The following is a 25,034-nucleotide window of genomic DNA, read 5'->3' as shown; positions in this document are numbered from 1 at the left end:
CAAGTTTATCAACCCTCGCGCAAGACTGTCAGGGGGCTGGCATTCAGCGCCCGACGAGTGCCGAACACGCCCGCGCCGCCGATCAGCAGCGCACCAATCACCGGCAACCACAGCAGCCACGGATGCGGATGCCAGGCAAGGTCGAACGCATAGCGGTAAAGCACCAGGCTCACCAGTTCCGAGCCCAGTGCTGCGAGCAAACCGCTGACCGCACCGAGCAAACCGAACTCGATCCGCCGCGCCTTGACCAGCAACTGCCGTTCTGCACCCAGCGCACGTAGCAGCGCACCTTGGCGAATGCGCTCATCGAGCGTCGCCTGCAAGCCGGAAAACAGCACCGCCATGCCGGCCGCCAGCACGAACAACAACACGTACTCGACCGCCAGCGTGACTTGCTCAAGGATGCTGCGCAACTGCGCCAGCAAGGCTTCGACCTGCAGAATGGTCACCGCCGGGAACGCTCGCGCCAGATCGATGATCTGTTGGTCGTGACCGGGCGCCAGGTAAAAACTGGTCAGGTAGGTCGCCGGCAGGTCTTTCAAGGTGCCGGGCTGGAAGATCATGAAGAAGTTCGGCTGGAAGTTGTCCCAGTTGATCTTGCGCAAGCTGGTGACCTGCGCCTCGCGGTTGACCCCGCCGACGGTGAAAACCAGGTGATCGCCGAGCTTGAGCTTCAGGCTCTCGGCCACGTTGCCTTCCACCGAAACACCGGGCACGTCGCCGGCAGGTTGCGCTGACCACCAGCTACCGGCCGTGATGCTGTTGCCGGCGGGCAGGTCGGCAGCCCAGGTCAGGCTCAGATCACGCTGGATGGCCCGATCACCTTCGGTGTCCTTGCTGACGATGCCTTGCACCGGTTGGCCGTTGATGCTGATCAGCCGTCCTGGTACCACCGGATACAGTGGCGCGGATTGAGCAGAGAGTTCGATCAGGCGATCAGTGAAGGCCTGTTTGTCAGCGGGCAAGATATTCAGCGCGAAGTAGTTGGGGGCGTTTTTTGGCAACTGGTTTTGCCAGGTGTCCAGCAACTCACCACGCAGCAGGGCGATCAGCGCCATCGACAACAGAATCAAGCCGAAGGCCAGCGATTGTCCCGCCGCCGCCAATGGGTGACGCAGCAATTGGCCCAGACCCAGGCGCCATGGCAAGGACGCACGGGCCAGCAAGCGCCGCAGGCTGTTGAGTACCAGCAGCAACAGGCCGCCGAGGACCAGTGCGGCGATGACACCGCCACCGAGCAGGGCGAAGGTCAGCAGCAGGTCCAGGCTCAAGCGCCACATGATCAGCCCCAAGGCTGCCAGTGCCGTGCCGTAAACCATCCAGGTGCTGGAAGGGATCGGCAGCACGTCGCGGCGCAGTACCCGCAGCGGTGGTACGCGACCCAGTGCCGCCAGTGGCGGCAGGGCGAATCCGGCGAGTGCGACCAGTCCGGTGCCGATCCCGGCGACGGCCGGCAGCAGCCCGCCTGGCGGTACATCGCTGGGCAGCAATTCACCCAGCAAGGCGAACAACCCCAACTGCGCGAGCCAGCCGAGGAGGGCGCCGCTGAGGCTGGCCAGCAGGCCGAGTACAGTCAGTTGTACGCTGAACAGCAGCAGGGTTTCCCGACGCGATAAACCCAGGCAGCGCAGCAGCGCGCTGGCGTCGAAACGGCGGGTGGCGAAACGGGTAGCCGAGAGCGCCACGGCAACGCCGGACAACAGCACGGCGACCAGGCTGGCCATGTTCAAGTAACGTTCGGCTTTGCCCAGCGCACCGCCGATTTGCCGGTTGCCGTCGCGGGCGTCCTGCAGGCGCTGGTTGGCGGCCAGCCCCGGTTTGATCAGCTCTCGATAGGTTTCCAGGGCCGGTGCCGTGCCGCGCCAGAGTTCGTGGTAACTGACCCGGCTGCCGGGCTGGACCACGCCGGTGGCGGCCAGGTCGGCAAGATTGATCATTACCCGGGGCGTGAGGCTGTAGAAATTGCCGGCGCGGTCCGGTTCATAGGTCAGCACGCGAGTCAGGTGCAGGGTTTTCAGGCCGACGTCGATGGTGTCACCGACCTTTAGATTCAGTGCCGTCAGCAGGCGTGCCTCGGCCCAGGCTTCGCCCGGTTTCGGACTTCCTCCGGCCTCCTCGGGAGCGAACGGTGCTGGTGCGCTTTTCAGCTGACCGCGCAGTGGATAGACCCCGTCGACGGCTTTGATGCCCGACAGCTGGATGCCTTTGTCGGTGGCGATGACGCTGGAAAACTCCACCACTTGAGCGTGTTGCAGCCCCAGCTCCTTGCCGGATTGAATTTGTTCCGGGCGGGCGGGGGAGCTGCCTTCCAGCAGCATATCCGCCCCCAGGAATTCGGTGGCGCGCAGCAGCATGGCGCCGTTCAGGCGGGCGCCGAAATAGCCGATGGCGGTACTCGCCGCCACGGCGACCAGCAGGGCGAAGAACAACACCCGCAGCTCTCCGGCGCGGGCATCGCGCAGCAATTGGCGAAGGGCGAGGCTGAACAGGCGCAACAGCGGCAAACGTGCCATCAAGGCTCCAGAGGGGCGACGACCAACAGGCCGGCTTCAAGGCGGATCAGGCGGTGGCAGCGATGTGCCAGGCGTTCGTCGTGGGTCACCAGGACCAGCGTCGTGCCGCTTTCCTTATTGAGTTCGAAGAGCAGATCGCTGATGTGCTCGCCGGTGTGCGTGTCGAGGTTGCCGGTGGGTTCGTCGGCAAACAGCACGTCGGGTTCGGCGGCAAATGCCCGGGCGATCGCCACGCGCTGTTGTTCGCCACCGGAAAGCTGGCGCGGCGAATGGCTCAGGCGTTGGCCCAGGCCGACGCGGCGCAGCAGTTCGGTGGCGCGTTCGCGGGCGTCTTTGCGGCCGTCCAGCTCGAGCGGCAACATGACGTTTTCCAGGGCGTTGAGGCTGTCGAGCAACTGGAACGACTGGAACACGAAACCGACATGCTCGGCGCGTATCCGCGCGCGCTGGTCTTCATCCAGGTTACTCAGGGCTTGCCCGGCAAGGGTGACTTCGCCGCTGCTGGGCAGATCGAGGCCGGCCAGCAGGCCGAGCAGGGTGGATTTGCCAGAGCCGGAACTGCCGACGATGGCCAGGCTGTCGCCCTTGTTCAGTTCCAGGCTGAGTTCGTGCAGGATGGTCAGTTTACCTTCCGCGCTGGGAACCACTTTGCTAAGGTTCCGCGCAGTGAGAATGCTTGCGCCCATGGAGAGTCCGATGCGTGTGTGGTTTTTGAGTGCTGGCCTGGCCTTGATGTGCATGGCCCAGAACGCAGCGGCGGGTACAGTCCTGATCGTTGGCGATAGTATCAGCGCAGCTTTCGGCCTGGATACCCGGCAAGGATGGGTGTCGTTGCTCGAGCAGCGGCTCAAGCACGAAGGTTTCACCGAGACGGTGGTCAATGCGTCCATCAGTGGTGACACCAGTGCCGGCGGCCAGGCACGCCTGCCGGCGCTGCTTGTGGAGCATAAGCCTGAGGTGGTGATTCTCGAGTTGGGGGGCAACGATGGGCTGCGCGGAATGCTGCCAACGCAATTGCAACAAAATCTTGCGTCGATGATCGACAACGCCAGGGCCAGCGGTGCCAGGGTGCTGCTGCTCGGTATGCAATTGCCACCCAATTATGGGGTGCGCTACACCGAAGCTTTCGCGAAGGTCTACAGCGATCTGGCCGAGGAGAAAAAAGTCCCGCTGGTGCCGTTTTTTCTTCAGGGAATCGGCGGGAATCCCGAGCTGATGCAGGCCGATGGTATTCACCCGGCGGTCGCGGCGCAGGGCAAGTTGCTGGAAAATGTCTGGCCTACGCTAAAACCGCTGTTATGACGCTTTTCTAGCGGCAGTCTTTCGGCTAATGTGGCGCCCCCTGATTTGGAGCCCCCGATGCCGCGTCCTGCCTGGTCCCTGTTTGCCTACCAACTGATCGAGCCTGACGAACAGCTGGATCTGTTCGCCTGCCAGGAAGTCCGGGTGCATCTGGTGGCGCGTCAACTGGAGTTGGGCGGCTCGGCCGACCGTACCCTGTGCGGCACTTTGCTGCCGGCGCAACCGCGCTGGTCGAGTGTCGACCGGACGGTGTTCCAGGACCAGCGACTGTGCTCGCTGTGCCGGGCGATCCTGGAATCGCAAAAGCGTGGTACATCGCCGATCTGGCCTGAGTTGCGCTTCGAGCTGTAAAGCCCCCAAAGGGCAGCCCATCGACCCGACTCCCCGAATTCGGGGCCTTCGGTGTACAATCTTGCCCCCATACCCTCTGTTGATCATACGAAGGATGTTCCGGATGTTGCCGCGCTTTCCTGCCGTCACCCGCTACTTGTCTCTTGCCGCCTTGTGTGTAGCGGGTCCCGTTGCAGCATTGGAGCTGCCTTTACCGCCACCGGGCGAAGATATCGTCGGCCAGGTGCAAACGATCAAAGCCAAGTACGAAGACACCTTTGCCGATCTGGGCACCACCTACGATCTGGGCTACCTGGAAATGGTCGCCGCCAACCCGGGCGTCGATCCGTGGTTGCCGGGTGCTGGTACCGAAGTCGTATTGCCAACGCGCTTCATCCTGCCACCAGGCCCGCGTGAAGGCATCGTGATCAACCTGGCCGAGTATCGCCTCTACTACTACCCCAAAGGCCGGAACGTGGTGTACACCTTCCCGCTGGGTATCGGTCGTGAAGGCTGGGGCTCGCCAATCGCCCACACCAGCATCACTGCCAAGACGCCGAACCCGACCTGGACCCCTCCAGCCTCGATCAAGGCCGAACACGCCGCCGATGGCGATCCGCTGCCGAACGTCGTGCCGGCCGGCCCGGACAACCCTCTGGGGCCGTTCAAGTTCACGCTGGGCACACCGGGCTACCTGATTCACGGTTCGAACAAGAAGTTCGGTATCGGCATGCGTACCAGCCATGGCTGCTTCCGCATGTTCAACAACAATGTGCTGGAAATGGCCGGCATGGTGCCGGTGGGAACGTCTGTGCGGATCCTCAACGACCCGTACAAGTTCGGCGTGAGTGGCGGCAAGGTTTACCTGGAAGCGCATACACCGCTGGACGACACTGGCAACCCGTCGGTGGTCGACAAGCACACCGCGGTGATCAATGCTTTGCTCAAGCGTGAAGATCTGGCCAAGAACCTGCGCATGAACTGGGATATGGTGCGCGACGTGGTCGCCGCTGAAGATGGCATGCCGGTGGAAATCGCCGTACCGAATACCGCCGTGCCTGTGGCGTCGGCTGTACCGATCGACCTGCAGTAAGCGCTTCAAACGACCCGCCGAGGCCTCATGGCGTCGGTGGGTTTTTTATTGCCCTCGATAAAGCCCGGGCAAAAAAAAGCCGACCCAAAAAATGGATCGGCTTGATAACAATCCCGAAGGACTATTACTTGCGGCTAGCTTTGTCCAGCATGCGCAGAGCACGCTCGTTAGCTTCGTCAGCAGTCTGTTGTGCTTTTTGAGCAGCAGCCAGAGCTTCATCAGCTTTACGGTAGGCTTCGTCTGCACGAGCCTGGGAGCGAGCTGCTGCGTCTTCAGTAGCAGTCAGACGTGCTTCGGTTTCTTTCGATACGCTGCTGCAACCGGTAGCCAGAACTGCGGCCAGAGCCAGAGCAGAGAATTTCAGAACGTTGTTCATCGTGTTCCCCTTCAAGGACTTTCTATTAAGTAGCTGTCTCCTCAGAGTGAGGAAATAGCCGGCGTACATACTACCCATTACTTGTAGTAAGTAAACTGACGTAGCGCAAGAAGCAAAAAAAATTGTAGGCGCGGAATCTTTTTCGAGCAACTTTTAATCGTGTTGTATAAAAATTAGTCAGCTGGGAAGCCCGCCCTGAGCGACCTGCTTGTATAGCTGGCTGGCGCATACGACTGTTTCACGCTCTAGAGCCAAAGTCGCTCTATATCGATTCGTCTACACTTTTGTTCAGAATTTGCGGTGCGGCTCACGCCTCTTTGTGCATGTAGAGGTGACTTTAACAAGCCCGGTTCGTCTTAAGTCTCAAGATCCGGCAATGTTCAGGCTATCGACCAGGGGAGATGTTCGGTCGAGCCGCCACTACGTGCCCTGCGCTGAATCGGCGCAATCGACGTGATGACAAGTGCGCCTTGAGCATTTCAGCCTTTGGTGCCTACTATTCGAAATGTGTCCGGTTGCGCGAGATGGGTGCAGTTCTTCTCGGTGTCCAAACAGACACGGGGTGGCGTAGAGGTTCCTTCGCCGGGAAAACATCGGTAAGGTAGGGGTCAGTTCAAGACCCGCGAGGAGTAGTGATGAGCGAGGCGTTGTCCATCCACCATGACCAGGCTGGTCATCAATTCGAGACCAATGTGGACGGTCATCGTGCCTACCTGACCTATATGGATCTGGGGAAACAGACCTTGGATATCTATCGTACTTTCGTGCCCAATGCGCTGCGTGGTCGCGGCATTGCGGCGGCGTTGACCGAGCAGGCGCTGCAGTACGCCGAGGAAATGGGCTACACAGTCATTCCGTCGTGCTCCTACGTGGAGCGCTACATGGAGCGTCACCAGCGGCACGCAGCCAAGCTCTGAGCAGGATCACCGAATACAAAAAAACGCCGGGCTTAGCCCGGCGTTTTTGTGTGCGCTGAATGCGCTCAGGTACGCTGACGTTTCGGCAGCACATCCTTGAGCTTGGCATGCATGCTGCGCAAGGTTTTTTCGGTGGCTGTCCAATCGATGCAGGCGTCGGTGATCGACACGCCGTATTGCAACTCGGCGAGGTCTTTCGGAATCGCCTGGCAACCCCAGTTCAAATGGCTTTCGACCATCAGGCCGATGATCGACTGGTTGCCTTCGAGGATCTGGTTGGCCACGTTCTCCATCACCAGCGGTTGCAGCGCCGGGTCCTTGTTGGAGTTGGCGTGGCTGCAGTCGACCATGATGTTGGGCTTGATCTTCGCCTTGTTCAGCGCTTGCTCGCAGAGCGCGACGCTGACCGAATCGTAGTTCGGTTTGCCGTTGCCGCCGCGCAGCACCACGTGGCCGTAGGCGTTGCCCTTGGTGGTGACGATCGACACGCCACCTTCCTGGTTGATCCCCAGGAAGCGGTGTGGGCTGGAAACCGATTGCAAGGCGTTGATGGCAACCGTCAGGCCGCCGTCGGTGCCGTTCTTGAAGCCGACTGCCGAGGAAAGGCCAGAAGCCATTTCACGGTGCGTCTGGGATTCGGTGGTGCGCGCGCCAATCGCCGACCAGCTGATCAGGTCCTGCAGGTACTGTGGCGAGATCGGGTCAAGGGCTTCGGTCGCCGTTGGCAGGCCCATTTCGGCCAGGTCCAGCAGCAACTGACGACCAATGTGCAGGCCGTCCTGAATCTTGAACGAGTCATCCAGGTACGGGTCGTTGATCAGGCCTTTCCAGCCGACGGTGGTACGTGGCTTCTCGAAATAGACCCGCATGACCAGATACAGGGTATCGGACACTTCAGCGGCGAGTACCTTGAGGCGCTCGGCATATTCGTGTGCAGCCTTGATGTCGTGGATCGAGCAAGGCCCGATAACGACGAACAGGCGGTGGTCGGTGCCATCCAGGATATTGCGAATCACTTCGCGGCCCTTGGTCACGGTGCGCAGGGCAGCATCGCTCAAAGGGATATCACGCTTGAGCTGGTCAGGAGTGATCAGCGTCTCGTTGGAGGCGACGTTTAGGTCATTGATCGGTAAATCAGCCATCGTGTTACTCGTCAGGTCACGGGTGCCGGCCGCCAGCGATCCCCGCGCGGCGGAGCACAGCATGATTTAAGCGCAGCGGGGAGCCGAACCTTAGCGCGTTACGCGGTGGCTCGACAATGGGCAGGCGCGGGTTTATCCAGCGCTTACTGCGCAAAGGCCTGTCGGACAGTCTCGTGGGAGTACTCGGTGGCATGCTGGTCGAGCCATTCGAGGGCCAGCGCCTCGACGCCTTGCTGCTCGACCTGGGGCTTTTGCTGACGGCAAAAACGTTCAATCTGGCAGACCTGCTCGCCCATCCGCGCTTTGAACAGGGTCTGTTCGTCGATGAACGCGATGCCGACCAGGTAACCGTGCTTTCGTCGCAGGCACCAGGCCACGTAGCCCAGATAACAGACATTTTCGCTCAGGGTCGGCATTCGCACTTCCAGTGCCGTTCCTTTGCGCCAGGCGCGGTGGTAATTGCAAGCCACGCCTCCGAGACTGATAGTGTGCAGTTCTTGCCGAGAAATACACTGATGCTTGCGCAACGTTAACTCGACAGGCACATCGTCAGGATGAGGAATAAAGCGCCCCATGAACACAGACTCCAAGTGTCGGTCATTCGACAGTGCTTCACCCAGTATAGTTGTCGAATGCGAGCTGACTGATTTCGATGCCGACCAGCGGTTGTTGGCGATGAGTGGTGTGTCGCTGGTGATTTTTACCAGTGTCGGCTGTTCCAGTTGCCGTTGGGCGCGCCAGCAGTTGCCGGAACTGGAGCTTGATGTCGATCAGCTGTGCTGGATCGACGCGGGGAACAATGGTGGCGCGGTAGAGCGTTATCAGGTCTTTCATTTGCCCGCGCTGTTTGTCGTGCGCGATGGTGAGTTTTATGGGGCGTTACAGTCGCGCCTGGCCCGTACCGAACTGAATGCTGCGCTGGGGCAGGCGCTGAGTCGAAATCCAGAGGAGTTGCCATGACGGGCACTGCAGTTGAAAAGCCGAGAATCGGCATTATCGGCACCGGGGCGATCGGTGGCTTTTACGGCGTGATGCTGGCGCGCGCCGGGTTCGATGTGCACTTTCTGTTGCGCAGCGAGTTTTCAGCGGTCGCCGAACACGGCCTGCAACTCAACAGCGCGCCCTATGGTGCATTGACCTTGAATCCGGTTCAGGCGTACTCGTCGGCCGACGATATGCCGCTGTGCGACTGGTTGCTGGTCGGCGCGAAAACCACCAGCAACGCCGAGCTTGCACCGGCGATCATCAAGGCCGCGGCGCCGGGGGCGAAGGTCCTGTTGCTGCAAAATGGCCTGGATGTCGAAGACAGCCTGCGCGATCTGTTACCCGACTCACTGCACTTGTTGGGGGGGCTGTGCTTTATCTGCGTGCATCGCGCGGGGCCCGGAGTGATCGAACATCAGGCGCTCGGTGCGGTAAACGTGGGTTATCACAGTGGGCCGGCGCTTGATGACGAGACGGCGCGTCAGGCGATTGTCGAGCAAGGGGCAGGGTTGTTTCGTACCGCCGGTCTTGAATCGCAGGCGATGAGCAACCTTCAGCAGGCGCGCTGGCAAAAACTGGTCTGGAATGTTCCTTACAACGGTTTATCGGTCTTGCTCGGCGCGAGCACGACACCGCTGATGGCTGACGACAGCAGCCGCGAACTGGTTCAGGCGTTGATGGCCGAAGTGGTGAAGGGCGCACTTGCCTGTGGCCACAGCATGCCGCCGGGGTATGCCGAGCAGTTGTTCAAGATCACCGAAAAAATGCCCGACTACTGGCCGAGCATGTACCACGACTACCAGCATAAACGGCCGCTGGAACTGGCCGCGATTTATGCGCGGCCATTGGCTGCAGCCAAGGCTGCCGGTTGCGAGTTGCCGAAAATCGAGGCCTTGTATCAGGCCCTGAGTTTTGTCGATCGGCATAACGTTTAAGTCGTTTCACCTGGGGGGAGCAGCATGGCAAAAGGGATTGGCGACAAACTGGTGCTGGCGATTTCTTCGCGGGCGCTGTTCGACCTGAGCGAAAGCCACAAGCTTTATCTGGCGAGTGGCGTCGAGGCTTATCGGCAGTATCAGATCGAGCACGAAGACGAAATCCTCGAGCCGGGTGATGCGTTCCCACTGGTGCAAAAACTGTTGAACCTCAATACCAGCCTCGGTCGGGCGCGGGTCGAGGTGGTGCTGGTGTCGCGCAATAGCGCAGACACCGGTTTGCGAGTCTTCAACTCGATTCACCATTACGGCCTGACGATTTCTCGCGCGGCGTTTGTCGGCGGGCGCAGTCCTTATCCGTACCTGAAGGCCTTCGGCTGCGATCTGTTTCTCTCCACCCATGCCGATGACGTGCGCAGCGCACTCGATGCCGGCTTCGCCGCGGCGACGATTCTGTCCGGTGGTGCGAGCCGCGCCGCCAGCGAAGAGTTACGCATCGCCTTCGATGGCGACGCTGTGCTGTTTTCCGATGAGTCGGAGCGGGTTTATCAGTCGGGTGGCCTCGAGGCCTTTCAGGCCAACGAGCGCGAAGCCGCTCGCGAGCCGTTGCGTGGTGGGCCGTTCAAAGGTTTTCTGGCCGCGCTCAATCTGTTGCAGCGCGAGTTTCCTGATGACAGTTGCCCGATCCGCACTGCACTGGTGACCGCGCGTTCGGCACCCGCTCACGAGCGGGTCATCCGTACCTTGCGCGAGTGGGATATTCGACTCGACGAATCGCTGTTTCTCGGCGGGCTGGCGAAATCGGCGTTTCTTGAAGCCTTCGCCGCCGACGTATTTTTCGACGACCAGGCAGGTCATTGCGAGTTGGCGCGTGAGGTGGTCGCCACCGGTCACGTCCCTCACGGCATCAGTAATGAACTGAAGATTTAAGCCCAACGTTCAATGCCTTGCGCAGAACGTCGTATCGCTGTGGCGCTGCTAAGCTGAATTAATCGCCGCCATCTTTGCATTCGAGGAGATCAAATGATCCATTCGATGCTGTATGCCACTGACCTCGGCCTGTACGCACCCTTTGTGATGCAGCATGCATTGGCATTGGCACGAACATTCAAAGCCGATCTGTACGTGGTACACGCTGTTGAGCCCATGGGGCTTTTTGCCGAATCGGTGTTGCAGAGCTATCTCGACGAACAAGCCTTGAATGAATTTCACAGTCAGGGTTTGAACACGGTGATGGCCAATATCGAGCAGCGGGTATTCGACAGCTTCCGCGAAGAGTTGGGGGAGGGGCAGCAGGACCTGGAGCTGATTCAATCGGTCAGAGTATTTCAGGGTGACCCGTCGCAGGTCATTCTTGATCAGGCACAGAAACTCTCGGTGGATTTGTTGATCCTAGGAAGTCACAGCCATGGGGCCGGTGGAGAAACACCGTTGGGACGGACTGCTGCGCGTGTGCTGCAGTTGTCGCACGTGCCGGTTTACCTGGTGCCATTGTCGCAGCGTCGGCGTCACGGCGATATTTAAGGCGAGAATGCTGGCCTTTTGATGAAAAAGTTCTAGATTTATTCTTCAAGCCATTAATATAGTTATATACCGTCGCTGATGCCCGTGGCGTCTATCTGCTTTGAGGGATTCATATGAAGCTTCAACAATTGCGCTACATCTGGGAAGTGGCGCACCACGACCTCAACGTTTCCGCTACTGCTCAAAGCCTGTACACCTCGCAGCCGGGCATCAGCAAGCAGATCCGTCTGTTGGAAGACGAGTTGGGTGTCGAGGTTTTTGCGCGCAGCGGCAAACACCTGACCCGAGTGACCCCGGCCGGTGAGCGAATCATCACCACGGCTGGTGAAATTCTGCGCAAGGTCGAAAGCATCAAGCAGATCGCTCAGGAATTCTCCAACGAGAAGAAAGGCACACTGTCGATTGCCACCACCCACACCCAGGCGCGTTATGCACTGCCGCCGGTGATCAGTAATTTCATCAAGCAATACCCGGACGTTGCCCTGCACATGCACCAGGGTTCACCGATGCAGATCGCCGAAATGGCCGCTGACGGCACCGTGGATTTTGCCATTGCCACTGAAGCGCTGGAGCTGTTCGGCGACCTGGTGATGATGCCGTGCTACCGCTGGAACCGTTGCGTAGTCGTGCCGCAAGGTCACCCGCTGACCAAGCTGCCGAAGCTGACCCTCGAAGCCCTGGCTGAATACCCGATCGTGACCTACGTGTTCGGTTTCACCGGTCGCTCGAAACTAGACGAAGCCTTCAGCCATCGCGGCCTGACCCCGAAAGTGGTGTTCACCGCCGCCGACGCCGACGTGATCAAGACTTACGTTCGCTTGGGGCTGGGTGTCGGGATCGTGGCGAAAATGGCCGTCGATACCAAACTCGACAACGACCTGGTGGTGCTCGACGCCAGCGAGCTGTTTGAGTCCAGCGTGACCAAAATCGGTTTCCGTCGCGGGACGTTCCTGCGTGGCTTCATGTGCGACTTCATCGAGAAATTCGCCCCGCACCTGACTCGCGAAGTCATGGCCAAAGCCATCCAGTGCCACAACAAGCAGGAACTGGAAGAGCTGTTCGAAGGCGTTGAACTACCAGTTCATTGAACTGACTAGACCACCTCGGTGACAGCGAACTGTTGCCGAGTGCCCGCCACCACGATCTCCACCTCATCGCCCTCGAACTTGCCCAGCAAACTTTTGCCCAGCGGTGAGCGCGGGGTGATGACGGTAATCAGTTGCCCCACCAGATCAACCTTCAAACCGGCTGCATCAGGGGCCAGGAACAGCCACTGTTCGCGCCCCTTTTCGTCTTCCAGGCCCAACAGCGCACCGACTTCAATCCCGCGCTGATCGTCATAAGAGCGCAGTGTCAGGTTCTGGCACAGCACCAGTGACTGACGGATTTCCTCCACCCGCTTGGCTTGTCCGGCTGCCAGATAAGACGCTTCCAGTCCCAGGGTGTCGTACTTGTTCTCGGCGATGTTTTCTTCGTGGGTCGCGGTTTCGTACGCGGTTTGTGCTGCACGTTCGGCGATGTCGAGATCGACCGCTAGCTTTTCCAGGATCAGCTGGTGGACCGTGTGTTTGTTCATGATCAATCGCAGAATTGCTGGACGTTGGCGCGGCTTTTTTCGCTGGACGCGGTTTGGTCTTGCTGCAGCCAGAACTGGCATTTCGGGTTGGACAGGTTGCGGGTATTGCTGCGTGCCTGATCGAGCATTTGCTGTTGCGCCTGTTTGCGCAGGTTTTCCTTGTACTGCTCGAACATCGGATTCTCGGGTGCCGGTTCAACCGCCGCAGGCTTGGGTTGTGCTATTCGATGCGCCGCCTCGGCAAGCGGGGCGAGTTGTTCGCTGAACAGCAGTTTCGACGCCAGCCAGCAGGTCAGCGCGATGGCCAAAAAACCCAGCCACAAACCCACGGCGATACTGGCAATCAGTTGCAATGGGCTGAGTGTGATGGACACCGTGCGGCGAACGTGTGGACGGTAGGGCATGGCTGCTTCCTGGCGAGGGTTGTGGGCTGCGGCGATTGTCGCATGAAGATTAATCGGCGTCGGCTCTTCTGCGCGCAACGATTTATGCGGACAATTGAGGTCTTTGCCCCACGGAGCCCGGAATGAAAGTCGACTGGGATATTTTCTGCACGGTCGTCGACAACTACGGCGACATCGGCGTGACCTGGCGTCTGGCCAGGCAGTTAGTGGCCGAGCATCACTGCGCGGTACGGCTGTGGGTCGATGACCTGCGGGCATTCGAACGCTTGTGCCCGGAACTCGACATCACTGCTGCCCGGCAGTGGCAGCAAGGCGTCGAGGTCTGCCATTGGCCGGCCGACTGGGCGCCGACAGAGGCCGCCGATGTGGTGATCGCTGCGTTTGCATGCCAGTTGCCGCATGCCTATATGGAGGCAATGGCGGCGGGCGAAAAGACTCCGCTGTGGATGAACCTCGATTATTTGAGCGCCGAAGACTGGATCGTCGGCTGTCATGGCTTGCCGTCGGTGAAGTACAAGCAGGTGCAGAAGTACTTCTTCTTCCCGGGGTTTCAGGCCAGTACGGGCGGCTTGCTGCGCGAGCGTGGGTTGCTGGAACGGCGCGAGCAGTTTCAACACAGCACTGAGGCTCAGCGCGAATTCCTGCAAGGGCTGGGCGTCGATCGCGCCGACGGTGCACGGCTGATTTCGTTGTTTGCCTACGAGAATACCGGGTTGGCCGATTGGCTGGACGTCATGGCGGGTGACGTTCATGCCACTCATCTGCTGGTACCCGAGGGCCGGATCCTGGGCGATGTCGAGCGCTGGCTGGGCGTTGAAGGGCTTGGTGTCGGCGCATTACAGGTGCGCGGTGCGTTGACCGTGCAGGTGTTGCCGTTCGTCCGACAGGATCAATACGACCTGCTGCTGTGGTGTTGTGATTTCAACGCGGTGCGTGGCGAGGACTCGTTCGTCCGCGCGCAATGGGCGGCCCGGCCAATGCTGTGGCATATTTATCAACAGGAAGAAGATGTCCACCTGGACAAACTCGAAGCCTTTCTGACGCTGTACACCGCAGGCCTTTCACCGGCGGCAAAAGCGGCACTCGTCGGGTTATGGCGAGCCTGGAACACGGGCGCTGGAATGGCTCAGGCATGGGTTGCGGCACAGGAACACTGGCCAGAACTGCAAAAACACGCCCAGGCATGGTGTCTGGAACAGGCTTTGCAGGCCGATCTTGCTTCGGCGCTGGTGCAGTTTTACCTAAATTGGATATGATACGCGGCCTAGATTTTTGTAAATCCCATCCAAATTCGGATATTCGCAATGAAAACTGGTAAAGAACTGAAACCCGGTACGGTGATCCGTCTCGAAAACGACCCTTGGCTGGTTCAGAAAGCTGAATTCACCAAGTCCGGTCGTAACAGCGCGATCATGAAGACCAAGCTGAAAAACCTGCTGACCGGTTACAAGACCGAGATCGTTTACAGCGCTGACGACAAACTGGACGACGTAATCCTCGACCGCAAAGAAGCGACCCTGTCGTTCATCAGCGGCGACACCTACACGTTCATGGACACCACTGACTACACCATGTACGAGCTGAACGCCGAAGACATCGAAGCTGTTCTGCCTTTCGTTGAAGAAGGCATGACCGATGTTTGCGAAGCGATCTTCTTCGAAGAGCGCCTGGTTTCCGTAGAACTGCCGACCACTATCGTGCGTCAGGTTGACTACACCGAAGGTTCCGCTCGCGGTGACACTTCCGGCAAGGTGATGAAGCCTGCCAAACTGAAGAACGGTACCGAGCTGTCGGTTGCCGACTTCATCGAAATCGGCGACATGATCGAGATCGATACCCGCGAAGGCGGTTCTTACAAAGGCCGCGCTAAATAAGCGCAGTTTTTGCAGGAAAGAAAAAGCCCGACCATTGAGTCGGGCTTTTTTGTGCGCGTCTGTCGGGTGCGAACACTCAGACAGTCACGTGCAGGCGAACGTCTACATTGCCGCGCGTGGCGTTGGAGTACGGGCAGACCTGGTGCGCGGCGTCGACCAGCGCTTGCGCGTCGGCCTGCTCCAGCCCGGGCAGATTGACATTCAGGTCGATGTCCAGACCGAAACCACCCGGAATCTGGCCAATGCCGACGTGAGCGGTGATCGAGGCGTCATCAGGGATTTTGCGCTTGGTCTGGCTGGCGACGAACTTCAGCGCGCCGATGAAGCAAGCCGAGTAACCGGCCGCGAACAGTTGCTCAGGGTTGGTCGCTGCACCGCCGGCACCGCCAAGTTCTTTTGGCGTGGCGAGTTTGACGTCGAGGATGTTGTCGCTGGAAACGGCACGGCCATCACGGCCACCGGTAGCGGTTGCAACTGCGGTATAGAGAGCTTGCATGGTGTGAGCCTCGTTCGGGATTGGTTGTTTTGCGCTAAATGTTTGCGCGCTAAGTAATTGCAAAATAAATGTAGCTCGCGAATGTTTTGCGCGCAATATAAATTTTTAAAATTTAGCCGCGCAAAAAAATGTGGGAGCGAGCCTGCTCGCGAAAGCGGTGTGTCAGCCAACATCAATGCTGAATCACACGCAGTCTTCGCGAGCAGGCTCGCTCCCACAGGGGATGTTTGATGGTTTGAGGGTTAGAGGCTGTCTTGCAGATGACTGCGTAGATTTTGCAGATCGGCCTGCAGTTTGCGCATTTGTTCCAGGGTCTGGCCGCTGGCGCCGAGGATGCACGGCGGAATCTCCTGGGCTTTTTCCCGCAGGGCGCGACCTTGTTCGGTCAGCTCGACAATCACCACGCGCTCATCTTCGCGGCTGCGGGTACGGCTCAGCAGTCCTTCGGCTTCCAGGCGTTTGAGCAGTGGCGTCAGGGAGCCGGGGTCGGTCAGCAGGCGCGTGCTGATTTCGCCGACGGTCAGCCCGTCGCGCTCCCACAGCACCATCATTGCCAGGTATTGCGGATAGGTCAGGCCCAGTGCTTGCAACAAGGGTTTGTAGACCTTGGTCATCAGCAGTGACGTTGAGTGCAGGGCAAAGCACAGCTGGTTATCCAGCAGCAGGTTGTCGCAGTTGTCCGGGGTGTTGCGTTGGGTGCTCATGTCTAAACCTTGATCATTCATCGCCATGAATTTAGCGGTCGAGTCTTTAATGCGCCAGATAATTTTTGGTTTAGGATGCGAGGCCTGATTTGAGAGGGAGTCGTCAGTGATTGAGTTAGTCATGTATCTGGTGCTCGGCGCTGCGCTGGGCACTGTAGGCGGTGTGTTCGGGATTGGCGGTGGTTTGATCGCGATTCCCGCGTTGGGCGTGTTGTTCGGTCTGGATCAGCAAATTGCCCAGGGCACGGCGCTGGTCATGGTGGTGCCTAACGTGATGCTGGCGCTGTGGCGTTATCACCAGCGCAATCGCATCGAACTGCGCCACGCATTGCCATTGGCCTCGATGGGCTTCTGCTTTGCCTGGATCGGCTCGATCTGGGCGGTGGGCATTGATGCACAGCTGATGCGCATCGGTTTTGTGGCGTTCCTGATCGCGTTGTCGGCCTACAACCTGCTGCGCATGTTCATGGCCACTGCGCCGGCCGCCTCGCAGATGCGTTACTCGTGGCCTTGGCTGGGCGTGTTGGGCGCCGCATCGGGGACCATGGGCGGGTTGTTCGGCGTGGGCGGTGCGGTGGTGGCGACGCCGGTCCTCACCAGCCTGTTTGGCACCACGCAAGTGGTGGCTCAAGGATTGTCACTGGCGCTGGCCTTGCCCAGCACCGGCGTCACGCTGGTGACTTACGCGGTCCATCATCAAGTGAACTGGGGCATCGCACTGCCGATGGCTGTCGGCGGTTTACTGAGCATCAGTTGGGGCGTGAAGATCGCCCACGCCATGCCGGAGCGTTTGCTGCGCGGATTGTTCTGCGCCTTTCTGGTGCTCTGCGCGGTGATGCTCGCCTTTAAAGTTTGAAGCCTTCGACAATGTGCTCCGCCAGGCATTCGGTGATGGGTGAAGGGTTGTTCAGGTTGCGCACCAGCATGATGCTGGCTTCGGGCAACAAGGGCAGGCCTTCAGCCTCACCGAGGATGCGCATGTCCTGGGTGATCAGGCTTTCCAGTTGCGCGGTGACCGCCAGCCCGGCGCTGACCACCGCCATGATCGCCGACAGGCTCGAACTGTTGTAGGCGATCCGGTACTCGCGCCCGGAAGCGTCCAGCGCATTGCAGGCCCAGATCCTGCAAAAACAATCACTGTTGAACATTGCCAGTGGCAACGGTGTTTGCTCGTTGGGGCTGAAGCACTGCGCCTGCGCCCAGACAAATCGCTCCTTGCGCAGCAGTTGGCCGATCTCACTGCCGGGTTCGCGGGTGACGATCGACAGGTCCAGGTCCTGACGCAGCAGTAATTGCTTGGACGACTCGCAATGGACCTCGATCTGGATCAGCGGGTAGGCCTGGGCAAAGCGCGAGAGGATGCCCGGCAGGAAGCGCATGACATAGTCATCCGGAGTGCCGATGCGCACCGTGCCGACCATGTGCGGCTCACGCAGGGTGTTGAACACTTCGCTGTGGAGTTTCAGGATCCGCCGGGCATAGCCGAGCAACACCTGACCCTCGGCGGTCAGCTTCACCTGACGGCCGTCGCGCTGAAACAACTGGCGTTGCAGCACGTCCTCTTCCAGCCGTTTCATCTGCATGCTCACCGCCGATTGCGTGCGATTGACCAGTTCGCCAGCGCGGGTGAAACCACCCTGGTCGGCAATGGCAACGAAGGTGCGCAGGACTTCCGTATCGATACTCGGGTAGTGGCTCAATTCATCAATCTCCGAGATGTATTGCATAAGAAACATTCGTTGGATTGATCTTAGCTCCGGCGCGAGACTTCAGTCATCTACAACGGAGGGCAAGATGATGAAAGGTCAAAAAGGTTATGTGCTGGTTGGGAAGTTTCACGGGTTTTCTATGAGCCATTGGCTGGAGAAAATCCTCCGCTGGCATCAACTCCACCGTGAGCGCGCATTGCTGGCGAGCATGAGTGACGAAGCGCTCAAGGATATCGGTATCAGCCGCGCCGATGTCGAGCATGAAGTCGTCCGGCCATTCTGGGATGACCCGATGCACAAATGAGTACCGAACCGCTACACAAGCAGCTTCACACTGAGGTAGTTTGCGAGCAGACAAGGAGAAGCACATGCCCGCAGAACTGTCCTTATCCCTCAAACAGGCTCGGCGTCTGGCACTGGCCGCCCAGGGTTTCACCGGGCGCCAGCCGCCAGCGGCGATCAAGCCCGCTCAGCTCAACCGCCTGATCGAACGCTTGGGTATTCTGCAAATCGATTCGGTCAACGCACTGGTGCGCTCGCACTATCTTCCGCTGTTCTCGCGTCTTGGCAACTACTCCGCCGACTTGCTCGACCAGGCCGCCTGGAGCCAGGGCCGACGGCGTACGTTGTTCGAGTATTGGGGGCATGAAGCATCGTTGTTACCGCTGTCGATGTATCCCTTGATGCGTTGGCGCATGCAGCGCGCGGCGCAAGGCGAGGGGATTTATCAGCAGATGGCGCGTTTCGGTCGCGAACAGCCAGAGACCATTCGCCGTGTTCTGGCTTCGGTCCAGGAGTTGGGCGCGCTGGGTGCCGGCAGTTTGTCGACGCGCCAGGAACGGGCCGGTCCATGGTGGGATTGGAGCGCTGAAAAGCATGCGCTGGAATGGTTGTTCGCGGCCGGCGAAGTGACGGTGGCGGGGCGTCGCGGCTTCGAGCGTCTTTACGATTTGCCGGAGCGGGTGATTCCCGAATCGATACTCAAGCAACCGCTGCTCGGCGAAACCGAGGCGCAACGCGGATTGCTGTTGCATGCAGCCAATGCGCTGGGTGTCGGCACGGAAAAGGATCTGCGCGACTATTTTCGCTTGAGCCTGGCAGAGTGCCGCAACGGCCTGGCCGAGCTGGTTGAAAATGGTGAGTTGCGGGTGTGCGGGGTGCAGGGCTGGAAGCAGCCGGCGTACTGCCTGCCGGAGCCAAAAGTGCCGCGCAAGGTTGAAGCCAGCGCGTTGCTTTCACCGTTTGATTCGTTGATCTGGGAACGCAGTCGAACCGAGCGGTTGTTCGATTTTCGTTATCGACTGGAAATCTACACGCCGCCGGGCAAACGGGTTTACGGCTATTACGTACTGCCGTTTTTGCACAACGAGCGGATTGCCGCGCGGGTTGACCTTCGAGCGGAAAGGGCGTTGGGTCGGTTGGCGGTGCATGCGGTGCATGAAGAGGAACAAGGTTTGGATGAGCAGGGGATGTGTGCGTTGGCGGCGAATCTTCGGCAGATGGCCGATTGGTTGGGGTTGGAACAGATTCAGCTCAATTGCCCAAGGGCCAGTGCAGCGCGGTTGCGGGTGGCGTTGGCGCAGATTGGCGGTGCCTGATCTGACGCCATCGCGAGCAGGCTCGCTCCCACAATTGACCGAGTAGAGTCGCAAATTTGCGAGCAACATAGATCGAATGTGGGAGCGAGCCTGCTCGCGATGGCGGTGTATCAGTCAACCAAAGACTTACTGACTCAACGCCGAACCTGCTTCAGGGTCTCGGCAATCAAGAACGCCAGCTCCAGCGACTGATCGGCATTCATCCGCGGGTCGCAGTGAGTATGGTAACGGTCCGACAAACCATCTTCGGTAATCGGTCGTGCACCGCCGATGCATTCGGTGACGTTCTGCCCGGTCATTTCGATATGGATGCCACCGGCATAGGTGCCCTCCGCCTCGTGAACCTGGAAGAACTGCTTCACCTCGCCAAGGATCTGCGCAAAATCCCGGGTCTTGTAGCCACTGCTGGCCTTGATGGTGTTGCCGTGCATCGGGTCGCTGCTCCAGAGCACTTTCTTGCCTTCGCGTTCGACTGCACGAATCAGCTGCGGCAGATGGTCGCCGACCTTGTTTGCGCCCATCCGCGCGATCAGGTTCAGGCGGCCTGGATCGTTGTCAGGGTTGAGCACATCGATCAGGCGAATCAGTTCTTCGGTGTTCATGGACGGGCCGACCTTGACCCCGATCGGGTTGTTCACCCCGCGCAGGAACTCGACATGAGCGCCGTCGAGCTGACGCGTGCGATCGCCGATCCACAGCATGTGTGCCGAGCAATCGTAGTAATCGTTGGTCAGGCTGTCGCGGCGTACGAAGGCTTCTTCGTAGTTCAACAGCAGCGCTTCGTGGGCGGTGAAGAAACTGGTTTCGCGCAATTGCGGCGAGCTGTCCATGCCGCAGGCGCGCATGAACGCCAGGGTTTCATCGATACGGTCGGCCAGGTGGCTGTACTTTTCGGCCAGCGCCGAGTTGGCGATGAAGTCCAGGTTCCATTTATGCACTTGATGCAAATCGGCAAAACCGCCCTGGGCAAAGGCCCGCAGCAGGTTCAGGGTCGCAGTGGACTGGTGATAGGACTGCAACAGGCGATCCGGGTCGGGTACGCGGCTTTTTTCGTCGAAACCGATACCGTTGACGATGTCGCCTCGGTAGGCCGGCAAGGTCACGCCGTTGATGGTTTCGTCATTGGACGAGCGCGGTTTGGCGAACTGCCCGGCCATACGCCCGACTTTTACCACCGGACAACCGGCGGCGAAGGTCATGACAATCGCCATTTGCAACAGGACTTTGAAGGTGTCGCGGATTTTCGCCGCCGAAAACTCGGCGAAGCTTTCCGCGCAATCACCGCCTTGCAGCAGAAACGCCCGGCCCTGGGTCACCTCGGCAAACTGACGGCGCAACTCCCGGGCCTCACCGGCAAACACCAATGGCGGATAGCTGGCCAGGCTTTGCTCGACCTGTTGCAAATGCGCAGCGTCAGGGTAATGGGGTTGTTGCTGGATCGGCAGGGCGCGCCAGCTGTCAGGACTCCAGGGTTGGCTCATCGTGGACTCTAATGTTTTACGATCGGACGTTTATGTTATCAGCAATTAGTGCGTGACCTGTTCCCGACGCTTGGCGGACAATCGCGCCTTTGCCGCGCCAAGCGGAACGAATGATTGCGTTGCCGGGGATCAGCCCGACAACGACCAGGAGACGAAATGACTGAGGAGCGCGTCGAGCATCTGCTCGCCGAGGTGCACGATGAATTCGGCATGATCCGGGTGCTGGAAGTGGCGGATTACCGTTTTCTCGAATTTGGCGATGCCATCGAGCAGAGCTGCGTGTTCACTGCCGATCCGAGCTGGCTCGAGTACGACTACACCCGCGCGATGCTGATTGGTGCGCTGTGCCATGAACAGCCGGAAAGCGCGCTGTTTCTCGGTCTGGGGGCGGGCACCCTGACTCAGGCGTGCCTGAAGTTCCTGCCGCTGGAAGACGTCGAAGCGATCGAGTTGCGCCCGGATGTACCGCGCCTGGCCATCGAGTACCTGGGGCTGGACGACGATCCTCGTCTGTATATCCGCATCGGCGACGCCCTCGAGTTGCTCGAGACGGCTGAGTCGGCGGATCTGATTTTCGTCGACCTTTATACCGATGTCGGGCCGGGCGTCGGCCATTTGGCCTGGGGCTTTCTGGAAAACTGTCAGAAACGCCTGAATCCGGGCGGCTGGCTGGTGATCAATCAATGGGCGACCGATGACGGCAAGCCGTTGGGTGCAGCATTACTGCGTGGGCTCTATCACCGGCATTATTGGGAGCTGCCGGTGAAGGAGGGCAACGTGATCCTGATAGTGCCAGCCGACCTTGACCAGGAACTGGACATGCAAGGATTGACCGCCCGTGCCGAAGCGCTGGCGCCGCGATTGGGTTATTCGTTGCAGCCGCTGATCAAGGCGATTCGCCCGGCGACCTGAGTCGTTTGTCAGATCGCCATCGCGAGCAGGCTCGCTCCCACAGTGTATTTTCGGTGTTCACAAAACCCTGTGGGAGCGAGCCTGCTCGCGATGCCTTTTTAACTGCCAACACATCCCTCAAAGCCCTTTGAACACGCCCGGGCGTTTCTCGATCAACGATCGCACGCCTTCCTTGGCGTCTTCACTGTTGAGCAACTTCTTGACCAGCGGTGGCAAAGCCAATGCCGCCGCTGTTTCGCCCTCCAGATGAGCCTGGCGCGCGGACTGCAAGGTCGCCTGAACCCCCAGCGGCGCCTGCCTGGCAATGCGTTCTGCCAGCTCGATCGCACGCGGTAACAGGTCTTCGCTGGCCATGACCTCCTGCACCAGCCCCAGGCGCAGCGCTTCGTGGGCATCGAACTCATCGCCGGTCAGCAGCCAGCGCATGGCGTTGCCCCAGCCGGCTACCTGATGCAGGCGCAAGGTTGCCCCGCCAAAGGGGAAGATGCCGCGCTGTACTTCCATTTGCGCAAAGCGGGTGTTGCTGGCGCAGAGGTTGATATCGGCGGCCAGCATCAGTTCGATGCCAATGGTCAGGCAATAGCCCTGGGCCGCAACAATCACCGGTTTGCTGACCCTGGGGCCAACGAACACCCCCCACGGATCGCAACCGCCGGCCGGTGCTTGCCAGCCTTCGGCCAATGCAGCGCTGACGCTCGCCAGGTCCAGTCCGGCGGTAAAGTGCTCGCCATGACCGAACACCACCGCAACGCGAGCCTCGCTGTCGGCTTCGAACTCGCCATAGGCCAGGCTCAGYGCGTTGAGCAGATCGAGGTCAAATGCATTGCGCTTGGCCACCCGGTCCAGCCCGATCAACAGGACATGTCCGCGTCGTTCCCGGCTGACGCGACTGCAATCTGCTTGCTTCATGGGGTATTTCCTCGGGCGGGGAGGGGGCTACAGGCCAAAGGTCATGGCCTGAAAGATGAACCGTTTAAGCGTCATGACCAACAGGGCCGGGCCTTTGAAAAATAGACCGTTGCGCGATTATCCGCAAAGCCTGCGACACAACGGTGTATGCGGGTTTTTTCCGACAAATAAAGCTCCCTTTTTTGGCGAATTCCGGTATAGTGCGCGCCGGTCTTTAGCCAGGCCGCGTTTAGGTAGCGCAATTCCCCGAAGTCAGCTTCGGCTGCACGTCCGCACAGCGGACTCTTCCTTGACGAATCTTTTTCATTCATTCGTTTTCGCAAATCCCCGCCGACAAAGCAGCCAGGGCGACTCTTGAGTCTTACACGGCATGCGCAGCTTTGGAGCATGGGTCTTTGCGGATGCACTTAGAGGCAGACCCATGACCCAGGAAACCGGCGGCTTCGCCGCTTTTAACCTTAATCCGAATATTCTTGCAGCCGTCATCGCGACTGGCTACGAAGAGCCTTCGGCTATTCAGCAGCAATCGATCCCGATCATCATGGCCGGTCACGACATGATTGGTCAGGCGCAAACCGGTACGGGTAAAACCGCCGCGTTCGCCCTGCCGATCCTGCACCGCATCGATCCTGCTAAGCGCGAACCGCAAGCCCTGATCCTGGCGCCAACCCGTGAGTTGGCGCTGCAAGTAGCAACCGCTTTCGAAACCTACGCCAAGCAAATGCCGGGCGTTACCGTTGTGGCCGTTTACGGCGGCGCGCCTATGGGCCCGCAACTGAAAGCAATCCGTAATGGCGCACAGATCGTTGTCGCCACTCCGGGCCGTCTGTGCGACCACCTGCGTCGTGACGAAAAAGTACTGGCAACCGTGAACCACCTGGTTCTCGACGAAGCTGACGAAATGCTCAAACTGGGCTTCATGGACGACCTGGAAGTTATCTTCAAGGCCTTGCCGGCAACCCGTCAGACCGTATTGTTCTCGGCTACCCTGCCGCAGTCGATCCGTGCCATCGCCGAGCGTCATCTGCGTGATCCGCAGCACGTGAAGATCCAGACCAAGACTCAGACCGTTACCGCGATCGAACAGGCTCACCTGTTGGTTCACGCTGACCAGAAGACCTCGGCTGTATTGAGCCTGCTGGAAGTGGAAGACTTCGACGCGCTGATCATGTTCGTGCGTACCAAGCAAGCGACCCTGGACCTGGCCAGCGCCCTGGAAGCCAAAGGCTACAAAGCCGCTGCGCTGAACGGTGACATTGCCCAGAACCAGCGTGAGCGCGTGATCGATTCCCTCAAGGATGGCCGTCTGGACATCGTTGTGGCGACCGACGTTGCTGCTCGTGGTCTGGACGTTCCGCGTATCACTCACGTTTTCAACGTTGATATGCCGTACGACCCAGAGTCCTACGTTCACCGTATCGGCCGTACTGGCCGTGCCGGTCGCGAAGGTCGTGCACTGCTGCTGGTGACTCCGCGTGAGCGCCGCATGCTGCAAGTGATCGAGCGTGTAACCGGTCAAAAGGTTGCTGAAGTTCGCCTGCCAGACGCTCAAGCCGTTCTCGATGCACGCATCAAGAAACTGACCAACAGCCTGTCGCCGCTGGTGGCCGATGCCGAATCGACTCACGGTGACCTGCTGGATCGCCTGACTGCCGACATCGGTTGCACCCCGCGTGCACTGGCTGCTGCGCTGCTGCGCAAGGCAACCAACGGTCAGGCATTGACCCTGGCTGCCATCGAGAAAGAACGTCCGCTGGTGCCGAACAATGCACCGCGTGGCGATCGTCCAGAGCGTTCCGGTGATCGTCCGGAACGTGGTGACCGTGAGCGTCGCGCTCCGATCCCATTGGCCGAAGGCCGTGCTCGTTGCCGTACCGCGCTGGGTGCGCGTGATGGTATCGCTGCCAAGAACCTGCTGGGCGCCATCCTCAACGAAGGTGGTCTGGCGCGTGAAGCAATCGGTCGTATCCAGGTGCGTGACAGCTTCAGCCTGGTCGAGTTGCCGGAAGATGGTCTGGAGCGTCTGCTGACCAAACTGAAGGACACTCGCGTTGCCGGTAAGCAGCTGAAACTGCGTCGCTATCGCGAAGATTGATCCGCTTTCGGGCTGATTGATCGCACATAAAAAATCCCCGACTGGTTCGGGGATTTTTTTTGCCTGCAGTTTTGTGTCTGGCCTTTCGAGCGGTGTCGTCCCCATCGCGAGCAGGCTCGCTCCCACAGGTGCCGCAGTTCAAGTGTGGGAGCGAGCCTGC

General features: G+C 59.5%; 28 protein-coding genes. 16 read left to right on the top strand and 12 right to left on the bottom strand.

Annotated elements, in window-relative coordinates; genetic code table 11:
* Positions 1-8: 8 nt before the first annotated feature.
* Both AC1DIH_RS03435 and AC1DIH_RS03430 read right to left on the bottom strand, forming a co-directional pair.
* Positions 9-2,513 (bottom strand): ABC transporter permease, encoded by a 2,505-nt coding sequence (locus AC1DIH_RS03435; protein WP_477770593.1) that lies wholly within the window; start codon positions 2,511-2,513, stop codon positions 9-11.
* Positions 2,513-3,199, bottom strand: a complete 687-nt coding sequence (locus AC1DIH_RS03430) for an ABC transporter ATP-binding protein (protein WP_477770592.1) — start codon at positions 3,197-3,199, stop codon at positions 2,513-2,515. Before AC1DIH_RS03430 ends, AC1DIH_RS03435 begins: the two co-directional genes overlap by 1 nt.
* Positions 3,200-3,209: 10 nt before the next feature.
* Between AC1DIH_RS03430 and AC1DIH_RS03425 the strand changes: the two genes are divergently transcribed.
* The 3 genes from AC1DIH_RS03425 to AC1DIH_RS03415 all read left to right on the top strand — a co-directional run bounded on the left by AC1DIH_RS03425 (position 3,210) and on the right by AC1DIH_RS03415 (position 5,238).
* On the top strand, positions 3,210-3,815 hold the full coding sequence (locus AC1DIH_RS03425) for an arylesterase (protein ID WP_477770591.1): 606 nt from the start codon (positions 3,210-3,212) through the stop codon (positions 3,813-3,815).
* 57 nt (positions 3,816-3,872) lie between these two features.
* Complete coding sequence (locus AC1DIH_RS03420; RefSeq protein ID WP_427533087.1) at positions 3,873-4,166, top strand: hypothetical protein; 294 nt, start codon at positions 3,873-3,875, stop codon at positions 4,164-4,166.
* Between the two features lie 103 nt (positions 4,167-4,269).
* Entirely contained in the window at positions 4,270-5,238 is a 969-nt protein-coding gene (locus tag AC1DIH_RS03415) for a L,D-transpeptidase family protein (RefSeq protein WP_477770590.1), read from the top strand.
* A gap of 124 nt (positions 5,239-5,362) precedes the next feature.
* Here the strand turns inward: AC1DIH_RS03415 and oprI are convergent, their stop codons facing one another.
* Positions 5,363-5,614, bottom strand: a complete 252-nt coding sequence (gene oprI / locus AC1DIH_RS03410) for an outer membrane lipoprotei OprI (protein ID WP_002553018.1) — start codon at positions 5,612-5,614, stop codon at positions 5,363-5,365.
* Between the two features lie 635 nt (positions 5,615-6,249).
* Between oprI and AC1DIH_RS03405 the strand changes: the two genes are divergently transcribed.
* The gene (locus tag AC1DIH_RS03405; RefSeq protein WP_019692933.1) at positions 6,250-6,531 is read left to right on the top strand and encodes a GNAT family N-acetyltransferase; all 282 of its coding nucleotides are present in this window, start codon (positions 6,250-6,252) and stop codon (positions 6,529-6,531) included.
* Between the two features lie 65 nt (positions 6,532-6,596).
* Here AC1DIH_RS03405 and AC1DIH_RS03400 read toward each other — a convergent pair whose 3' ends face one another.
* Together AC1DIH_RS03400 and AC1DIH_RS03395 are read right to left on the bottom strand one after the other, a co-directional pair.
* A complete protein-coding gene (locus AC1DIH_RS03400) occupies positions 6,597-7,673 on the bottom strand; it encodes a 3-deoxy-7-phosphoheptulonate synthase (protein ID WP_427543492.1) in 1,077 nt (358 codons plus the stop codon).
* 143 nt (positions 7,674-7,816) lie between these two features.
* A complete protein-coding gene (locus AC1DIH_RS03395; protein WP_477770589.1) occupies positions 7,817-8,248 on the bottom strand; it encodes a PilZ domain-containing protein in 432 nt (143 codons plus the stop codon).
* Between AC1DIH_RS03395 and AC1DIH_RS03390 the strand changes: the two genes are divergently transcribed.
* The 5 genes from AC1DIH_RS03390 to cysB all read left to right on the top strand — a co-directional run bounded on the left by AC1DIH_RS03390 (position 8,247) and on the right by cysB (position 12,204).
* Positions 8,247-8,633 (top strand): thioredoxin family protein, encoded by a 387-nt coding sequence (locus tag AC1DIH_RS03390; RefSeq protein WP_427533080.1) that lies wholly within the window; start codon positions 8,247-8,249, stop codon positions 8,631-8,633. The two genes, AC1DIH_RS03395 and AC1DIH_RS03390, sit on opposite strands and share 2 nt — an antisense overlap.
* Entirely contained in the window at positions 8,630-9,592 is a 963-nt protein-coding gene (locus tag AC1DIH_RS03385) for a putative 2-dehydropantoate 2-reductase (RefSeq protein ID WP_477770588.1), read from the top strand. The genes AC1DIH_RS03390 and AC1DIH_RS03385 overlap by 4 nt, the downstream gene beginning before the upstream one ends.
* Positions 9,593-9,616: 24 nt before the next feature.
* A complete protein-coding gene (locus AC1DIH_RS03380; RefSeq protein WP_477770587.1) occupies positions 9,617-10,522 on the top strand; it encodes a 5'-nucleotidase in 906 nt (301 codons plus the stop codon).
* A 93-nt stretch (positions 10,523-10,615) separates the two neighbouring features.
* The gene (locus tag AC1DIH_RS03375) at positions 10,616-11,116 is read left to right on the top strand and encodes a universal stress protein (protein WP_054596346.1); all 501 of its coding nucleotides are present in this window, start codon (positions 10,616-10,618) and stop codon (positions 11,114-11,116) included.
* A gap of 113 nt (positions 11,117-11,229) precedes the next feature.
* Positions 11,230-12,204, top strand: a complete 975-nt coding sequence (cysB, locus tag AC1DIH_RS03370) for an HTH-type transcriptional regulator CysB (protein ID WP_007955684.1) — start codon at positions 11,230-11,232, stop codon at positions 12,202-12,204.
* A gap of 5 nt (positions 12,205-12,209) precedes the next feature.
* Here the strand turns inward: cysB and AC1DIH_RS03365 are convergent, their stop codons facing one another.
* Together AC1DIH_RS03365 and AC1DIH_RS03360 are read right to left on the bottom strand one after the other, a co-directional pair.
* Positions 12,210-12,692, bottom strand: a complete 483-nt coding sequence (locus tag AC1DIH_RS03365) for a GreA/GreB family elongation factor (protein WP_019692926.1) — start codon at positions 12,690-12,692, stop codon at positions 12,210-12,212.
* 2 nt (positions 12,693-12,694) lie between these two features.
* A complete protein-coding gene (locus AC1DIH_RS03360; RefSeq protein ID WP_477770586.1) occupies positions 12,695-13,096 on the bottom strand; it encodes a hypothetical protein in 402 nt (133 codons plus the stop codon).
* 122 nt (positions 13,097-13,218) lie between these two features.
* Here AC1DIH_RS03360 and earP point away from each other — a divergent pair, with 122 nt between their 5' ends.
* Positions 13,219-14,352, top strand: a complete 1,134-nt coding sequence (earP, locus tag AC1DIH_RS03355) for an elongation factor P maturation arginine rhamnosyltransferase EarP (protein WP_477770585.1) — start codon at positions 13,219-13,221, stop codon at positions 14,350-14,352.
* A 48-nt stretch (positions 14,353-14,400) separates the two neighbouring features.
* Positions 14,401-14,970 (top strand): elongation factor P, encoded by a 570-nt coding sequence (locus tag AC1DIH_RS03350; RefSeq protein WP_007943632.1) that lies wholly within the window; start codon positions 14,401-14,403, stop codon positions 14,968-14,970.
* 76 nt (positions 14,971-15,046) lie between these two features.
* On the opposite strand, the gene AC1DIH_RS03345 is transcribed toward AC1DIH_RS03350, so the two are convergent.
* On the bottom strand, positions 15,047-15,466 hold the full coding sequence (locus tag AC1DIH_RS03345) for an organic hydroperoxide resistance protein (protein WP_477770584.1): 420 nt from the start codon (positions 15,464-15,466) through the stop codon (positions 15,047-15,049).
* Positions 15,467-15,708: 242 nt separating this feature from the next.
* Positions 15,709-16,170 (bottom strand): MarR family winged helix-turn-helix transcriptional regulator, encoded by a 462-nt coding sequence (locus AC1DIH_RS03340; RefSeq protein ID WP_477770583.1) that lies wholly within the window; start codon positions 16,168-16,170, stop codon positions 15,709-15,711.
* A 121-nt stretch (positions 16,171-16,291) separates the two neighbouring features.
* Here AC1DIH_RS03340 and AC1DIH_RS03335 point away from each other — a divergent pair, with 121 nt between their 5' ends.
* Positions 16,292-17,026 carry a sulfite exporter TauE/SafE family protein gene (locus AC1DIH_RS03335; protein WP_477770815.1) on the top strand — a complete coding sequence of 245 codons (735 nt, stop codon included), beginning with the start codon at positions 16,292-16,294 and terminating at the stop codon, positions 17,024-17,026.
* On the opposite strand, the gene AC1DIH_RS03330 is transcribed toward AC1DIH_RS03335, so the two are convergent.
* On the bottom strand, positions 17,016-17,870 hold the full coding sequence (locus AC1DIH_RS03330) for a LysR substrate-binding domain-containing protein (protein ID WP_031319598.1): 855 nt from the start codon (positions 17,868-17,870) through the stop codon (positions 17,016-17,018). The two genes, AC1DIH_RS03335 and AC1DIH_RS03330, sit on opposite strands and share 11 nt — an antisense overlap.
* Positions 17,871-17,967: 97 nt before the next feature.
* Between AC1DIH_RS03330 and AC1DIH_RS03325 the strand changes: the two genes are divergently transcribed.
* Both AC1DIH_RS03325 and AC1DIH_RS03320 read left to right on the top strand, forming a co-directional pair.
* Positions 17,968-18,183, top strand: coding sequence for a DUF1127 domain-containing protein (locus tag AC1DIH_RS03325; RefSeq protein WP_477770814.1), 216 nt, complete (start codon positions 17,968-17,970; stop codon positions 18,181-18,183).
* 64 nt (positions 18,184-18,247) lie between these two features.
* A complete protein-coding gene (locus AC1DIH_RS03320; RefSeq protein ID WP_477770582.1) occupies positions 18,248-19,477 on the top strand; it encodes a winged helix-turn-helix domain-containing protein in 1,230 nt (409 codons plus the stop codon).
* Positions 19,478-19,611: 134 nt separating this feature from the next.
* On the opposite strand, the gene AC1DIH_RS03315 is transcribed toward AC1DIH_RS03320, so the two are convergent.
* Positions 19,612-20,958 carry a class II 3-deoxy-7-phosphoheptulonate synthase gene (locus AC1DIH_RS03315; RefSeq protein WP_103315665.1) on the bottom strand — a complete coding sequence of 449 codons (1,347 nt, stop codon included), beginning with the start codon at positions 20,956-20,958 and terminating at the stop codon, positions 19,612-19,614.
* Between the two features lie 156 nt (positions 20,959-21,114).
* On the opposite strand from AC1DIH_RS03315, the gene AC1DIH_RS03310 reads away from it, so the two are divergent.
* Positions 21,115-21,870: a spermidine synthase gene (locus AC1DIH_RS03310; protein ID WP_427543522.1), complete on the top strand. Its 756-nt coding sequence runs from the start codon at positions 21,115-21,117 to the stop codon at positions 21,868-21,870.
* A 117-nt stretch (positions 21,871-21,987) separates the two neighbouring features.
* On the opposite strand, the gene AC1DIH_RS03305 is transcribed toward AC1DIH_RS03310, so the two are convergent.
* Positions 21,988-22,779 (bottom strand): crotonase/enoyl-CoA hydratase family protein, encoded by a 792-nt coding sequence (locus AC1DIH_RS03305; protein WP_477770581.1) that lies wholly within the window; start codon positions 22,777-22,779, stop codon positions 21,988-21,990.
* Between the two features lie 421 nt (positions 22,780-23,200).
* Between AC1DIH_RS03305 and AC1DIH_RS03300 the strand changes: the two genes are divergently transcribed.
* A complete protein-coding gene (locus tag AC1DIH_RS03300) occupies positions 23,201-24,874 on the top strand; it encodes a DEAD/DEAH box helicase (protein WP_477770580.1) in 1,674 nt (557 codons plus the stop codon).
* Positions 24,875-25,034 lie beyond the last annotated feature (160 nt).

The sequence above is a fragment of the Pseudomonas sp. 05N36 genome (assembly GCF_056397385.1).
Note: the sequence above shows the minus strand (reverse complement) of the source record. Positions and strands in the feature narration are given on the sequence as shown.

Coding starts and splice junctions, on each gene's coding strand:
- AC1DIH_RS03435 (WP_477770593.1), bottom strand. CDS start 2,513: ATGGCACGTTTGCCGCTGTTGCGCCTGTTCAGCCTCGCCCTTCGCCAA.
- AC1DIH_RS03430 (WP_477770592.1), bottom strand. CDS start 3,199: ATGGGCGCAAGCATTCTCACTGCGCGGAACCTTAGCAAAGTGGTTCCC.
- AC1DIH_RS03425 (WP_477770591.1), top strand. CDS start 3,210: ATGCGTGTGTGGTTTTTGAGTGCTGGCCTGGCCTTGATGTGCATGGCC.
- AC1DIH_RS03420 (WP_427533087.1), top strand. CDS start 3,873: ATGCCGCGTCCTGCCTGGTCCCTGTTTGCCTACCAACTGATCGAGCCT.
- AC1DIH_RS03415 (WP_477770590.1), top strand. CDS start 4,270: ATGTTGCCGCGCTTTCCTGCCGTCACCCGCTACTTGTCTCTTGCCGCC.
- oprI (WP_002553018.1), bottom strand. CDS start 5,614: ATGAACAACGTTCTGAAATTCTCTGCTCTGGCTCTGGCCGCAGTTCTG.
- AC1DIH_RS03405 (WP_019692933.1), top strand. CDS start 6,250: ATGAGCGAGGCGTTGTCCATCCACCATGACCAGGCTGGTCATCAATTC.
- AC1DIH_RS03400 (WP_427543492.1), bottom strand. CDS start 7,673: ATGGCTGATTTACCGATCAATGACCTAAACGTCGCCTCCAACGAGACG.
- AC1DIH_RS03390 (WP_427533080.1), top strand. CDS start 8,247: ATGAACACAGACTCCAAGTGTCGGTCATTCGACAGTGCTTCACCCAGT.
- AC1DIH_RS03395 (WP_477770589.1), bottom strand. CDS start 8,248: ATGGGGCGCTTTATTCCTCATCCTGACGATGTGCCTGTCGAGTTAACG.
- AC1DIH_RS03385 (WP_477770588.1), top strand. CDS start 8,630: ATGACGGGCACTGCAGTTGAAAAGCCGAGAATCGGCATTATCGGCACC.
- AC1DIH_RS03380 (WP_477770587.1), top strand. CDS start 9,617: ATGGCAAAAGGGATTGGCGACAAACTGGTGCTGGCGATTTCTTCGCGG.
- AC1DIH_RS03375 (WP_054596346.1), top strand. CDS start 10,616: ATGATCCATTCGATGCTGTATGCCACTGACCTCGGCCTGTACGCACCC.
- cysB (WP_007955684.1), top strand. CDS start 11,230: ATGAAGCTTCAACAATTGCGCTACATCTGGGAAGTGGCGCACCACGAC.
- AC1DIH_RS03365 (WP_019692926.1), bottom strand. CDS start 12,692: ATGAACAAACACACGGTCCACCAGCTGATCCTGGAAAAGCTAGCGGTC.
- AC1DIH_RS03360 (WP_477770586.1), bottom strand. CDS start 13,096: ATGCCCTACCGTCCACACGTTCGCCGCACGGTGTCCATCACACTCAGC.
- earP (WP_477770585.1), top strand. CDS start 13,219: ATGAAAGTCGACTGGGATATTTTCTGCACGGTCGTCGACAACTACGGC.
- AC1DIH_RS03350 (WP_007943632.1), top strand. CDS start 14,401: ATGAAAACTGGTAAAGAACTGAAACCCGGTACGGTGATCCGTCTCGAA.
- AC1DIH_RS03345 (WP_477770584.1), bottom strand. CDS start 15,466: ATGCAAGCTCTCTATACCGCAGTTGCAACCGCTACCGGTGGCCGTGAT.
- AC1DIH_RS03340 (WP_477770583.1), bottom strand. CDS start 16,170: ATGAGCACCCAACGCAACACCCCGGACAACTGCGACAACCTGCTGCTG.
- AC1DIH_RS03335 (WP_477770815.1), top strand. CDS start 16,292: ATGTATCTGGTGCTCGGCGCTGCGCTGGGCACTGTAGGCGGTGTGTTC.
- AC1DIH_RS03325 (WP_477770814.1), top strand. CDS start 17,968: ATGAAAGGTCAAAAAGGTTATGTGCTGGTTGGGAAGTTTCACGGGTTT.
- AC1DIH_RS03320 (WP_477770582.1), top strand. CDS start 18,248: ATGCCCGCAGAACTGTCCTTATCCCTCAAACAGGCTCGGCGTCTGGCA.
- AC1DIH_RS03315 (WP_103315665.1), bottom strand. CDS start 20,958: ATGAGCCAACCCTGGAGTCCTGACAGCTGGCGCGCCCTGCCGATCCAG.
- AC1DIH_RS03310 (WP_427543522.1), top strand. CDS start 21,115: ATGACTGAGGAGCGCGTCGAGCATCTGCTCGCCGAGGTGCACGATGAA.
- AC1DIH_RS03300 (WP_477770580.1), top strand. CDS start 23,201: ATGACCCAGGAAACCGGCGGCTTCGCCGCTTTTAACCTTAATCCGAAT.